At 70.0% G+C, this 12,799-nt stretch carries 12 protein-coding genes and 1 pseudogene; 1 reads left to right on the forward strand and 12 read right to left on the reverse strand.

The genetic code is table 11. The features are described from left to right. Positions 1 to 204: 204 nt before the first annotated feature. The 7 genes and pseudogenes from K7B10_RS38235 to K7B10_RS38265 all read right to left on the reverse strand — a co-directional run bounded on the left by K7B10_RS38235 (position 205) and on the right by K7B10_RS38265 (position 6,381). The gene (locus K7B10_RS38235) at positions 205 to 1,029 is read right to left on the reverse strand and encodes a DUF1295 domain-containing protein (RefSeq protein WP_229344031.1); all 825 of its coding nucleotides are present in this window, start codon (positions 1,027 to 1,029) and stop codon (positions 205 to 207) included. Continuing rightward, positions 1,026 to 2,351, reverse strand: coding sequence for an SAM-dependent methyltransferase (locus K7B10_RS38240; protein WP_229344033.1), 1,326 nt, complete (start codon positions 2,349 to 2,351; stop codon positions 1,026 to 1,028). The genes K7B10_RS38235 and K7B10_RS38240 overlap by 4 nt, the downstream gene beginning before the upstream one ends. After that, on the reverse strand, positions 2,348 to 3,115 hold the full coding sequence (locus K7B10_RS38245; RefSeq protein WP_229344035.1) for a DUF1365 domain-containing protein: 768 nt from the start codon (positions 3,113 to 3,115) through the stop codon (positions 2,348 to 2,350). The genes K7B10_RS38240 and K7B10_RS38245 overlap by 4 nt, the downstream gene beginning before the upstream one ends. Then, positions 3,112 to 4,368, reverse strand: a complete 1,257-nt coding sequence (locus tag K7B10_RS38250) for an NAD(P)/FAD-dependent oxidoreductase (protein ID WP_229344038.1) — start codon at positions 4,366 to 4,368, stop codon at positions 3,112 to 3,114. The genes K7B10_RS38245 and K7B10_RS38250 overlap by 4 nt, the downstream gene beginning before the upstream one ends. A 100-nt stretch (positions 4,369 to 4,468) precedes the next feature. Beyond that, positions 4,469 to 5,086 (reverse strand): sigma-70 family RNA polymerase sigma factor, encoded by a 618-nt coding sequence (locus tag K7B10_RS38255; protein ID WP_229344041.1) that lies wholly within the window; start codon positions 5,084 to 5,086, stop codon positions 4,469 to 4,471. Between the two features lie 166 nt (positions 5,087 to 5,252). After that, a pseudogene (locus tag K7B10_RS38260) lies at positions 5,253 to 5,573 on the reverse strand (FAD-binding domain-containing protein); the annotation flags it as partial. Positions 5,574 to 5,886: 313 nt separating this feature from the next. Beyond that, positions 5,887 to 6,381, reverse strand: coding sequence for a MarR family winged helix-turn-helix transcriptional regulator (locus tag K7B10_RS38265; RefSeq protein WP_229344043.1), 495 nt, complete (start codon positions 6,379 to 6,381; stop codon positions 5,887 to 5,889). A gap of 73 nt (positions 6,382 to 6,454) precedes the next feature. Here K7B10_RS38265 and K7B10_RS38270 point away from each other — a divergent pair, with 73 nt between their 5' ends. Beyond that, on the forward strand, positions 6,455 to 8,581 hold the full coding sequence (locus K7B10_RS38270; RefSeq protein WP_229344045.1) for an MMPL family transporter: 2,127 nt from the start codon (positions 6,455 to 6,457) through the stop codon (positions 8,579 to 8,581). A 383-nt stretch (positions 8,582 to 8,964) separates the two neighbouring features. Here the strand turns inward: K7B10_RS38270 and K7B10_RS38275 are convergent, their stop codons facing one another. The 5 genes from K7B10_RS38275 to K7B10_RS38295 form a co-directional block, all read right to left on the reverse strand. Next, positions 8,965 to 9,900, reverse strand: coding sequence for a YihY/virulence factor BrkB family protein (locus K7B10_RS38275; protein ID WP_229344047.1), 936 nt, complete (start codon positions 9,898 to 9,900; stop codon positions 8,965 to 8,967). Beyond that, the gene (locus tag K7B10_RS38280) at positions 9,890 to 10,471 is read right to left on the reverse strand and encodes an Asp23/Gls24 family envelope stress response protein (protein WP_229344049.1); all 582 of its coding nucleotides are present in this window, start codon (positions 10,469 to 10,471) and stop codon (positions 9,890 to 9,892) included. The genes K7B10_RS38275 and K7B10_RS38280 overlap by 11 nt, the downstream gene beginning before the upstream one ends. Further along, the gene (locus tag K7B10_RS38285) at positions 10,468 to 11,433 is read right to left on the reverse strand and encodes a DUF6286 domain-containing Asp23/Gls24 family envelope stress response protein (RefSeq protein ID WP_229344051.1); all 966 of its coding nucleotides are present in this window, start codon (positions 11,431 to 11,433) and stop codon (positions 10,468 to 10,470) included. Before K7B10_RS38285 ends, K7B10_RS38280 begins: the two co-directional genes overlap by 4 nt. After that, entirely contained in the window at positions 11,430 to 11,615 is a 186-nt protein-coding gene (locus tag K7B10_RS38290; RefSeq protein ID WP_229344053.1) for a hypothetical protein, read from the reverse strand. The genes K7B10_RS38285 and K7B10_RS38290 overlap by 4 nt, the downstream gene beginning before the upstream one ends. Positions 11,616 to 11,685: 70 nt before the next feature. Further along, on the reverse strand, positions 11,686 to 12,192 hold the full coding sequence (locus K7B10_RS38295; RefSeq protein ID WP_229344055.1) for an Asp23/Gls24 family envelope stress response protein: 507 nt from the start codon (positions 12,190 to 12,192) through the stop codon (positions 11,686 to 11,688). Positions 12,193 to 12,799 lie beyond the last annotated feature (607 nt).

The following is a 12,799-nucleotide window of genomic DNA, read 5'->3' on the forward strand; positions in this document are numbered from 1 at the left end:
CGCAGGAGGGCCCGGTGGCCCGCAAGGCCGCGCGGCAGTCGATGGCGTGTCCGATGAAGAAGACCCGGATGCCGCCAGCAGCGGCGCGGCCGCAGGTCGTTGGCGCGTCCGCCATGGAGCAGACCACTACGCCGGAGGGGACCCGGGGCCAGGAGCGGACAGCCAGCCCTTGAGGCAGGACGGCCCACCTGAGCCTTCTGATCTTCAACCTTGCCGGTCCGCAGGGCTTGGCGGACGCGGAGGCCGGGGAAGGAACCCGCTGGTGCGGGCCTGGTAGTCGGCGTACCCGGGGCGGTCGGCCATGTGCGCTTCGAGTAGGCGTTTGCCACTCCCCTTGATCAGCAGGGCGCTCATCAAGAGCGGGGAGACGAGGGTCGCGGCCGCGGTCTGCCAGGTGACGCAGGCCGTCAGGTACAGGCCCCACCAGACGAGGAAGTCGCCGAAGTAGTTGGGGTGCCGGGTCCAGGCCCACAGCCCGCGGTCCATGATGCGGCCCCTGTTCGAGGGATCTGCGTTGAACCGGGCGAGCTGGTGGTCCCCGAGCGCCTCGAAGAACAGTCCGGCGGCCCACAGGGCCAGCCCCAGCGCGGCCGCGGCGTCCAGGGGCTGGGGGAGCAGTACGGCGAACTGGACGGGCAGGGACACCAGCCAGACCAGGGAGCCCTGGAGAAGGTAGATGCTGCGCAGGGCGTACACGTTCTGGTTGCCGCGTGCCCGGGCGAGCATGCGGGCATAGCGCGGATCCTCCGCCTGTCCCCGTCCGCGCCGTGCGATGTGCACCGCGAGGCGCAGCCCCCACACCACGGTGGCAAGGGCCACCACGGTCCTTCGTGCCGGGTCGCCCTGGCCGGCCGAGAGGATCCAGGCGACGGCGGCGACGGAGGCGAAGGCCAGGCCCCAGGCGCTGTCGACGATCCGGTGCACCCCTTTGACCGTGCCCACGGCAAACGTGACAAGCATGACGGTAAGCGCTGTGCCCGCCGATGCGACGAGGACGGTGGCGAGGGCTCCCGTGTCAACGGAACTCATGACAGTGGCCCGTTCGTGGATTCGTGAGCCGCTGTCCCGTCGGTGAGCACGAGCTGGCGGACATCGAGGTAGCGGGAGCGGAAGCCGGCCTCGGAGTAGGCGAGGTAGAGCTCCCACATCCGGCGGAAAGCGTCGTCGAAGCCGAGGGCGGTCACCTCGGCGGACTGGTGGAGGAACCGCTCGCGCCACAGGCGGAGCGTTTCCGCGTAGTGGTCGCCGTAGCCGGTGTCGTGGACGATGGACAGTCCAGCGGCCGCGCTCTGCTTCGCGATGGCCTCCCGGGAGGGGATGAGGCCTCCGGGAAAGACGTACTTGCTGATCCAGGTGTGCGTGCGGGCGGTGTTCAGCATCCGCTCGTGGGGCATGGTGATGGCCTGGAGTACGGCACGGCCGCCGGGAGCCAGCAGGCTGCGCAGGGCGCCGAAGTAGGCGGGCCAGTAGGCGGCTCCGACGGCTTCGATCATCTCGACGCTCACGACGGCGTCGTACCTGCCTTCGGCACGACGGTAGTCGCACAGCTCGACGGTGACCCGGTCTGCGACCCCGGCATCCGCGATGCGCTTCAGGGCCAACTCGCGTTGCTCCCGGGAGAGGGTGACGGTGCGGACGCGGGCGCCACGCGCGGCGGCCCGGATGGCGAGTTCACCCCAGCCTGTGCCGATCTCCAGGAGGCTGGAGCCCGATCCGGTCCCGGCGAGGTCGAGAAGCCGGTCGATCTTGCGATGCTGCGCCGCGGGCAGATCGGCGATGCCGGCCGGAAGAGAAGTGAAGACGGCCGAGGAGTAGGTGAGGGTCGGGTCGAGGAAGGTGGCGAAGAGCTCGTTGGACAGGTCATAGTGCCGCTGGATGTTGCGGCGGGCTCCCTCGACGGTGTTCAGGTCCGAGGCCGGGCGGCTGCGGACCCAGACGCCCCGCACACCGCGCAGAGCCTGCGGCACGAGGTCGTCCACGTGGCAGGCGAGGACGGTCAGCACCCCGACCAGGTCATCACTGTCCCATTCGCCCGCCATATAGGACTCGCCGAAGCCGATCAGGCCGTCCGCGCCGATCCGCCGGTAGAAGGAGTCGGGCTCGCGCAGAGTCAGTGTCGGCGGGCAGCCCGCACTTCCCTTGGGCTGCGGGGGAACCTTCGTCCCGACGCCGGCGATCCGCACCCGCAACGGCAGTCGGTGAAAGGCGCGCTCCACGATCCGGCGGGCGACGTGCGTGCGCAGGGCCGATGCGCGTGGTAGGCGGGCGACCTCGGGCCAGCGCGTGGCGTCCACCAGGTGACGGCCGGCGCGGGTCTCGCCGTGGGGAGCGGGAGGAAGGGTGAGGGTCACGGCGCGTCTTCCTGGACGGGATGGGCCGGGCGGGTGGGCCGCGGCTGGACGGGGAGGCCTTTGAGGTAGAGGCGGATGCCGTGCCGGCGGATGCCGAGCGACACTCCGGCGGTGGACCACGGGTTACGCAGCAGGGCCGCGACCAGGGAGCGGGTTCCGGCAGGACGGTGCGTTCCGCGGACGGTGGCGGTCAGAGGTCGTGAACCGTCTGCTTGGCAGAGCTGGACGGTCAAGTCGAGGCGGTCTCCGGGCAGCGGCAGCCTCATCCGGTAGCTGCCCTCGACGTCGAAGAACGGGGACACGTAGAAGTCCTTGGGCACCTCGTCACGGGCTTGGGCGTCAGGGTGCAGGAGGTAGCAGTGGCGTTCGCCGTAGGTGTTGTGGACCTCGGCGACGACACAGACGAGACTGCCGGACGTGTTGTGGCACCAGTACAGCGTCAGGGGGTTGAAGACATGTCCCAGCACGCGTGCGTGGGCCAGCATGAGAACCCGCCCGCCGGCGCTGGTTCCCTGGGCGGCGAGGTAGGCGTCGATCCCGGCGCGCAGGGTGGGGGTGTCGCCCGTGAAGTGGTCGCGGGGGTCGAAGCGGGCGAGCGGGCGCAGGATGCGGGGCATGACCGGAAGGTCGTCCAGGTCGACCAGCCACATGTACGTCCGATGCCCGAGGACGTACCTGAACGGCGAGGACCGCACGTGCCTCACCTCGGCCGCGTACAGGGCGGGGACATGTGGTGGTGCCGGGTGGGCGGGGGCGGAGGTCACCAGGTCACCCCGAGGTGTCTGGCCGCCTCGGCGCCCGAGCGGCAGCCGTCCTCGTGGAAACCCCACCCGTGATAGGCGCCCGCGAAGACGGTGACGCCGTTGTTGAGGGTGGGCAGCATCCGCTGCGCCGCCACCGACTCGGTTGTGTAGACCGGGTGTTCATAGACCATTCGGGCCAGGATGGTGCTCTCGTCGATCCGGTCACCGGGGTTGAGCGTGACGATGTGCGGCTCGCGGCCGGGCAGATGCTGAAGCCGGTTCATGTCATAGCTGACCTGAACGGAACCGGGCCGGGCCGAGCAGGAAGGGAGCCAGTAGTTCCACGACGCCCGGGCATGGCCGGAGCGAGGCAGCAGCGAGGTGTCACGGTGCAGCACGGTCGGATTGCGGGAGTAGGTGAAGGCACCGAGGACGCGGCGTTCCTGCTCCGTGGGGTCGGCCAACAGGCGAAGTGCCTGGTCGGGGTGGACGGCGATGACGACCGCGGCGTGCTCGGCCGACTCTCCGTCCTCGGTGAACAGGCGCACCCGGTCGGCTCCGCGCACGATCTTGCGGACCGGTGTGGAGGTCAGAACGCGGGCCGGGGACTTGGCGGCCTGCTCGACGTAGGCCTTGGATCCTCCGGTGACGGTCTTCCACTGCGGGGACCCGGTGACCGACAGCAGCCCGTGGTGGTCTAGGAAGCGGAAGAGGTACGCGGCAGGGTACTGCAGGGCGGTGGCCGGCGGGCAGGACCAGACGGCCGCAACCAGGGGGATCGCGAAGTGGCTGACAAAGTAGGACGAGAAGCGGTGCTCGCGCAGGAAGCGGCCCAGGGTGGAGGCCGTGTCGTCGGCGGCGAGCAGCCGACGCGCGGCGCGATGGAACCGGGGCACGTCGGCGAGCATCAGCAGATGGCGTCCGCGGAGCAGGTTGGCTCCGCCGAGGAGTCCGAGCGGGCCTCGGGCGCCGGCGTACTCCAGGCCGCAGCCGTCGCACCGGACCGACATGCTCATCTCGGAGTCCTGAGTGGTCACGCCGAGCTCACGCAGGAGGCGATTCAGGTGGGGATAGGTGCGGTCGTTGTGGACGATGAAACCGGTGTCCACCCTGACCGTTCCGCCACCGCTGGTCGGGACTTCGTGGGTGTGCGCGTGGCCGCCGAGCCGGTCATCCGCCTCGTAGAGGACCACGTCCTGGCTCCGGGACAAGATGTGCGCGGCCGTGAGTCCGGACACGCCTGCGCCCACCACCGCGATGCTTCTTCGGTCCATCCTGTCCACCCCTGGTGTCTTGGTCCTGGGAAACGCTGTTTCCACGGCCCGGCTCTCATCAGTCGATTGGGTGCGGCGCCCTGCTGGACGGGTGCGCTTGTCAGCGCCCGGCTTCCACGGCGTCTGCGACCACGCGGAGGCGGAGCCGTTGGATCCCCCGCCGGGCGTGGCTCTTGACGCTGCCGAGTGGCATCCCGGTGCGGTCAGCGATCTGTACCTGGGTGAGATCGGCGAAGTAGGAAAGGGTCAGTACGTCGCGCTGGGCCCGCGGCAGCCGGGCGAGTTCCCTGGTGATCACGATCCGGTCGATCACCTGCTCGGGTCCCCCGACCGTCTCATCGCAGCGATGCCTGCCCACCGCGGCCACAAGCTCCAGGCGCCGGGTTCGCGCGCTCAGGGCGTCCACCGTCTTGAGCCGGGTGATGCCCATGAGCCACGCCGGCAGCGTGCCGCGATCGGGCCGGAACCCGGCTCGCCCTCGCCATGCGGCGACGAACACCTGCTGGGCGACATCCTCGGCATCGAGCGCGTCGCCCAGGACGCGCAAGGCATATGCGTGAACGAGACGACTCCACCGCCGGTGTGCCAGCGACAGCCACCGCTCATCGCCGCGGACAAGCAACGAGGCGATTTCCGCGTCCGAGACCGCATCGTCGAGCCGTGGCCGGGATCCTGCCGGTCGGCCGATGTTCTTGCCTCGCGCGAGCGATGCAGCCATGACCCCTCCTCCTCCGCTTCGCCGTAGATCGCGTCCGCCGGAGCGGGGGGAGCCAGCGCGGGAGGAAGGCAACCGCCGCAATCCGGCGGACGCGATGCGATCAGGGTCATCGGGCCAGAGTGGTCTGATCAACTTGCAGCGTTTCTGCATTGAATCTGCATGGTCAGGCGAGCTCTGGGACCCAGCGCCGGACATGGGCGCCGTCCGGGTCGTAGCGCCGGCCCTGAGGCACCGGGTTGCGGATCCGGTTGGGGGCGGGTGTGCGTGCCGGTGCCGGCCACGCACTGCCAGTTCAGCTGGTTGTTGGCCACCTCGCCGTCCACCGGCAGGCTCAGGAAGTGGCGGGCGCCCTCACGCCAGTCGATGTAGAGGGCCTTGGTCAGGAACGAGGCGACGGTGAGCCGGCCCCGGCCGTGTATCCACCCCTCTCATGGGCGAGCTGGCGCATGGCGACGTCGACGACCGGGTACCCCGTCCTTGCCTCGCGCCGCCGGCCGGCTGGCGCACCGGGACGCCAGCCACCACTGACCTGCCCGACCGGCATGGTTACCCGTCTCGGTGTCTCCTCATCTGTCCGCCGCTTCGATGGCGAGCGGCGGGCTGCCCCGGCAGGGAATGGCGGCAAGATGGAATGCGCACGCCCTCCAGGGTTCCCCCGCAGCGGTCGGCCGCTTGTCCCCGAACCGTGTGCCTTTGCTCTGCGCCTGCGGCCGCAGCCCCTCGTTCATGCCCTTAGACGTTGCCCCGTCGGGGCGGACGTGTCCCAGGGGCTCGTTTGCCTCGGGCAGACGGGCGGGGGCTCATCTCCTTACGAGGGTGAGCTGACGGTTCATCTCGGCGAGGAAGCGCACCACCACGTGGAGTTCGTCGTCACTGAAGCGTGCGCGGGCGGCGTCGGTGCTTTGGGCCAGGGGGCGAAAGTAGTCCCGGGCGACCTGTTTGGCTGCCTGGGCGTAGTGCAGGTGGACCACCCGGCGGTCGTCGGCGGCCCGGACGCGGCGGATGTGGCCGGTCTTCTCCAGTCGGTCCAGGCATGCGGTCATGGCACCGGAGGTGAGGTTCATCTGCTTGCGGAGCCGGCCCGGGGTCATGGGGCCGGTTTCTTCGGCGTCGTCTGCGTCCAGTACGGCGATGAGGGCCTGGACGTCGGTGAGGTGGAGGCCCTGGGTATGGGCGAACTCCTGCGCGATGCGGTTGAACTCTGCGTTCATCCGGCGCAGCAAGACAGCGAACGACTGCAACCCGATCGGGTCGTCGGCCGGAAGTGAAGACGAGGGGCTGTCGGTGTCGCGCATGACCACAGCATATAATCTCTCAATGATTGACATTCTTTATGATTGACTTAACCTCTCGGGCAAGGGGCTCACCTTGAAGAAGACACCGCGCTGGGCCCGCTGGATCGTGCCGCTCGCGCTGCTGATCGTGTGGCTCGGCATCGGCGGGACGCTGGGACCGTACGCGGGGAAGCTGGGCGAGGTCGCCACCAACGACCAGGCGGCGTTCCTGCCGCGCAACGCCGAGTCCACGCAGGCCCTCGAAGCCCGCAAGGCGTTCGAGACGTCGCCTTCCATCCCCGCCATCATCGTCTGGACGGCAAACGGCAACCCGGTCACCTCCGAACAGCAGGAGGCCGCCACCCGAGCGGTCACCGCTCTCGTCGGCAAACCCGGCGTCGCCGCTCCGCCCTCCCCGGCCTTCCTTTCAGCCGACGGCCGAGCTCTCCAGGCCGTCGTGCCGCTGGCCACCAACCTGGGCGAGGAGATCCCGGCAGTCCTGGAGGAGGTGCGGCAGGCCGCTCAGCAGGTAACGGCGACCACGGTCCAGATCGCCGGCCCCGCGGCCAGCCAGGCGGACCTGGCCGATGCGTTCGCCGGCATCGACGGACTGCTGCTCGGCGTGGCCCTGGGGGCGGTGCTGCTGATTCTGCTCCTGGTCTACCGCAGCGTTCTGCTGCCACTGGTGATCATCATCAGTGCGGTGTTCGCCCTCGGTCTGGCCTGCGCGGTGGTCTATGCGCTGGCCGACCGGGGCGCGGTACGGGTCGACGGCCAAGTCCAGGGGATCTTGTCGATCCTGGTCATCGGCGCCGCAACCGACTACGCCCTGCTCCTGGCAGCGCGCTTCCGTGAGGAACTCGCCCGACAGGACGACCGCACGAAGGCGGCAGTGGCCGCCGTGCGCCGGTCGGCCGGAGCCATCACCGCCAGCGCGGCGACCGTGGCCCTGGGTCTCTTGGCTCTGCTGGCCAGCGACCTGACGAACAACCGGGCCCTTGGGCCGGTCGGCGCCATCGGCATCGCCTGCTCCGTCCTCACCACCCTCACCTTCCTGCCTGCCGCTCTGGTGGTGCTGGGCCGGGCCGCCTACTGGCCTGCCACTCCCAAGCCCGCCGACGCCACCGCCGAAGGCCACAACGTGTGGCGCCGTATCGCCGCAATGATCAACCGGGCACCACGGCGGGTGTGGATGTCCACCGCGCTCCTGCTCGCGGTACTTGCAGGGTTCTCGTCAACACTGTCGTCCAAGGGTGTGCCACTGGACGAGATCTTCGTCAACGAAGCCCCTTCGGTCAGTGCCCAGCAGACCTTGGCCCGGCATTTTCCCGGTGGATCAGGCAACCCGGCCGTGATCATCACCAACGTTGGCAAAGCCGCTGAAGTACGAGCGGCCGCCGAATCCACGGACGGCGTTGCAGCCGTCACCCCGGTCACCGCGACCGGCCGACCGGGAACCGGGGATCCGCTCGTCGTGGACGGCCGCGTGCGCCTGGACGCCACGCTCGACGCCGCAGCCGACAGCGACGCTGCAAAGGAGACAATCCAGCGGCTGCGCGACGAGGTGCACGCACTCCCCGGCGCCGAAGCCCTGGTCGGCGGCTATACCGCTCAGCAGTACGACACCCAGCAGACCGCGGCCCGCGACCGCACCGTCATCGTCCCGATCGTCCTCGGCATCATCCTGCTGATCCTGATCGCACTCCTGCGGTCCGTACTCGTGCCCGTCCTGCTTGTCGCGACCGTCGCCCTCAACTTCCTTGCGACGCTCGGTGTGTCCGCCCTCGTCTTCGAACACCTGCTGGGCTTCACCGGCACGGACGCCTCCGTACCGCTCTACGGCTTCGTGTTCCTCGTCGCCCTCGGCGTCGACTACAACATCTTCCTCATGTCCCGCGTCCGCGAGGAAGCCCTCACCCACGGCACGCGCCAGGGCGTCCTGCGCGGGCTCATCACCACGGGAGGCGTCATCACCTCCGCCGGCGTCGTCCTCGCCGCGACCTTCGCCGCACTGATGGTGATCCCCCTGGCCTTCCTCGTCCAGATCGCCTTCATCGTCGCCTTCGGCGTCCTGCTCGACACCCTCGTCGTGCGCTCACTGCTGGTACCGGCCCTCGTCATTGACATCGGCCCTCGCGCCTGGTGGCCCAGCGCACTGGCTCGGCCCATGGCGCCGCACGTACCTGATTCCGCACCGCTGCTGGGGGACAGCAAGCCGTAGCCTCGCGGCTCTCCCCCCGGCTTCGGGCATCTCTTTCGGCGGGAGAGAAGGCGGACCGGGACCGGAGGCAGCCCGCCTGGGCATGGAAGCGGGCCGGACGCCGAACCCCACTGATCAGATCACGCCGAGTCCGAGCGTCCCCCCCGCTCCTGCACGCCGGGCTGCGTACCTGCGCACCCGGTCGTAGTGGTAAAGCCAGTGGGCCCTGCCTGCCCAAGGCGGCGAAACGCCACTGCAGCCCTGCGTCGGGTCCTGGCGCCGAGCGCTCAGCGACGGCAGCGCCAGGGCCCGCGCCCGGGTCGACCACGTCTTCTCACGGAGCAGGGCTGCCGTCGTGACGGTGATGAGTTGCGGGATGCGCACCCGAACTCCCCGGTGAATGATCAGAATGAGCCGACTCCGGGACGTCGGGCGTGGGCATGGCAAATGCTGCTGTTGGGAGGTTCAACGGCGGTTGCGGCTTTGTGGAGTTCGGCGGTGAGTTGCGCGCCGGTCAGCAGGGCGAGGTTGGAGAGCCAGAGCCAGATGAGGAAGACGACGATCCCGGCGAGGGAGCCGTAGAGGCGGTTGTAGGTGCCCAGCACTGAGGTGTAGAGGGCGAAGCCCGCCGAAACGGTCAGCCACAGGGCGGCGGCGAGGGTTCCGCCGGGCAGGCTGCGGCGCTGCCGGTGGGCGGAGGCCGGTCCGGTGTGGAAGAGGACGGCGACGAGGACCGCGACGAGGCACAGCAGCAGGGGCCATCGCAGGATGTTCCAGAGGAGCGGAACGCTGTTGTCCAGGTGGAGGAGTCCTCCGATAGTCCTGGCGACGGGGCCGCTCAGGATCAGGACGAGCGCGCTGACGGCGAGCAGGACGAGCAGGGCCAGGGCGGTGGCGAGGATGCGATGGGCTTTGCGCCAGGGGGAGCGGCGATCGGGGACGCGGTGCATGTGGTGCAGGGCACGGCGGAAGACGGCCAGGTAGCTGCAGGAGGACCACAGGGCGCTGACGGTTCCCGCGGTCAGGAGTGTCCAGGTGGTGGAGTGCCGCTCCAGGGCGCTGGTGAGCAGGTCGTGGAGTTCGCTGCCGGACTGGCCCGGGGCGTAGTGGGTGACGAGTGCGGTGAACTGTGCGGCGGCGTCCGGGCTGATGATCGCGAAGGCGAGGACGGTGACGAGCAGGGCGGGCAGGATCGCCAGGATGGCGTAGTAGGTGAGTGCGGCCGCGTAGTCGCTGATGTCGTCGTTCCACATGGTCACCGGTGTGCGGCGCAGGGCCGGCCACCAGGTGCGGGCGGTGCGGGCGGGGACCTGGTGGTCCGGGTGGGTGTCAGCGGACATGCGGTATCCGGTGGGTGAGGTGGCTCATGCGCAGGCGGGTGTCGATCTCGTAGGGTGCGGCCGCGCTGGCGGCTTCGGCGGTGAGGGCCCTGAGGGGCCCGACGACGGTGCCGGGAGTGGCGTCCGGCTCCAGCCATACCCGCAGGTGCAGCTGAAGGGTTCGTCGGCGGGTGTGGAGGTGGACGCGGCAGCGGCCGATGCCGTCCACGGTCAGGGCGCGTTCGGTCAGTGCCGCTTCCAGGGCCCGCGTGCGCAGGGAGCCTCCCGCCGTGGCCAGGGGCAAGAGGGGACGGCGCCCGACGTGGATCTGGCCGAGGAGCCACCAGGCGAGCAGCGCAGTGGCGAGGACTCCCGCCGCGATGACGCTGGGAGTCCACCAGGTGTGGGCACGCAGGTCGGCCAGGCCGCCGCGGTCGAGCAGGACGGTGCCGGGCGGCGGAGAGGGCCAGCCATCAGGGAGCCGTGCGAGGAGCGTGGTCCAGGCGCAGGCCAGCCAGGTACCGCCCACCAGCAGGGCAACGCCGACCGTGGCCAGGACGCTCCGGTTGACGGCCATTCGGGGCGCGCTCACGGGGTCGGTCCCTTTAGCTCTGCCTTGGTGCGGGCGGGGTCGGCCGTGCGAAGCGGAGTCTGCCGGGTCGGTTCCGCGGTGATGGTCACCGTGCGGCGCAGGGTGCGGCGGAGCAGGCAGTCGGCGAGGACACGGTCGGTGGCGTCGGTTGCCTGCCGCAGAGCGGCCTCCCGGTCGCCGAAGGCAAGGCTGGCCCGGACGGTGAGGCTACGGCGCCCCGGGCGTACCCGTACCGCCTCCACGCCGTCGAAGTCGCCGACGGCATCCCGCACCAGGGTGGCCACGGTGGATCGGTCCACGGCGATGTTCGCCCGCCTATCGTCGGCGGTGAGGGTCAGCTGCCCGCGGCGCCCGGGGGTGAGCGCCAGGGCGAGCAGCCACGCGCCAGCGCCGGCGGCAGCGAGGGCCGCGATCGTCACGGCCAGATCGCCGGGCCCGTGACCGGCCAGCCAGTCCACGACGCGCAGACGCCAGGCGGCCGCGGCGTGGTGGGTGGCGTGGACACGGATGACATCGGCGGTCACAGCGGCACAGGCCGTCGCGGCCACAAGGACCACAACGGCCATCGGGGCACGGCGGGCCGACCACCACCTGCGCGCCGACCGTGTACTTGCGGGCACGGGAGCGTCGGCCGGCGCCGTCGGGGCGGATTCGGTGGCGCCGGCCTTGTGACCGGCCAGCCGGGTCACGGACACATGTGGTGAGGTCACCTCCAGGCCGGTGAGCTGCCGGGTGCGGTCGGTGACGTGCTGCTGCACGCTACGCAGCGTCTCGGACAGCGGGGCGGGGTAGGGCAGGGCCACGTCCAGTGCGATGGAGGCCCTCCGGCCGTGCACGCTCGCGGAACCCTTGGCCGTGCCTGCCAGGGCTGCGGGCAGCACCTCGCCCGCCGCCCGCTCGGCGATCTTCCGCACGGCCTTGTCCGCGATGGTGGTCGAACCGCGTGCGGCCGGGGCGGTCATCGCCTGCTCCGCTCGAACATCTCCCGCAGCTCGTACGGTCGTCCGCCCCGGTCGAGCCAGGAACCGGCCGCGTATCCGGCCGTTCCGAGAGCGGCGACCAGAAGGAACGCTCCGAAGCCCCCGAAGTACCCGGCGAACGCCAGAGCCATCCCGACGGTCATCCCGATGAACGCTCTGCTCATATCATCTCCGCTCTTTCTGCCAGCCCCCCGCAGGAGGTGTCCTCCTGAACCTTTCGGCACCCCCCGGAGATCACTCCACGCGGGGCTCGACCGACGACTCCGGGGCGTCGTCGTCGGGAAGGTGCACATCATTGATGGCGATGTTGACCTCCACGACCTCCAGACCGGTGATCCGCTCCACCGCCGAGATCACGTTCTCCCGCACGTCGCCGGCCACCTCCGTGATCGAGACCCCGTACTCGACCACCAGATCCACGTCGATGGCGGTCTGCCGCTCCCCGACCTCGACCTTCACACCGCGGCCGACGTTGGGACGGCCACCGGGCACACGGTCACGGACCGCACCGAACGTGCGGGACAGCCCGCCCCCCATGTCGTGAACGCCCGGAACCTCCCGTGCGGCGATGCCCGCCACCTTCACGACGACGACATCGGCGATCGACGTTTTCCCCCGCGTCCCGGCCGGCTCGTCCACACCCGTCTTCCCGAGGAACACCTCGGTCGTGCCCGCGGACACGGCACCCGTCTTCCGGGCGGGACGCTCGTCAGACACGGGAACCTGCTGCTGGATGGTCATGGCCTGTATCCCTTTCCTGGGCGCTCTCAAGTGCTTTCACTCGGATAGACACCGCTCCACACCCGCTGTGACGCACGTGCCCCGGAAAATCTGCCGTCAACTCTGCGACCCGTCTGCGAGAACCGGCCCGCAGGTACAAGACCGGAGCGACGCTGCGCATGTCAGGGTCATGAACGGGCAACGGGCAACGGGCAACGGGCAGCGGGCATACGAGCGCACGTGTCATGACCTGCGCTTCACCGCCGGGGGCCTGCAGGAAGGTGGACAGCCGTCATCACGCGCACACCACGCAGTGATCAGCGGGGCCGGGCACGAGCAAGTCTTCGCTGCATCCGTCACCCCGCACGCACCACCGGTCACGGCCACCCCCGCCGAATCGTACGCACCGCGATCCGACCATCCATGAATCATTCGGTAAAGATCCAAGACAGACGAATCGACCCCTGAGGAGTCCGTTTCCCGACTGCGGCGCGTACGGGCGGACGGTGCAGGAGAGAGGAGCCCGGGTGGTGGTGTGAGTGTCAGGGTGTGGGAGGGACGGCGCGGGCGAGGGGTTCGAGGTCTCCGTAGAGCGCGGCGTGGAGTGCGGCGGCGAGTTCGCGGGCTC

Source organism: Streptomyces flavotricini (genome assembly GCF_020639365.1).
Classification (GTDB): domain Bacteria; phylum Actinomycetota; class Actinomycetes; order Streptomycetales; family Streptomycetaceae; genus Streptomyces; species Streptomyces flavotricini.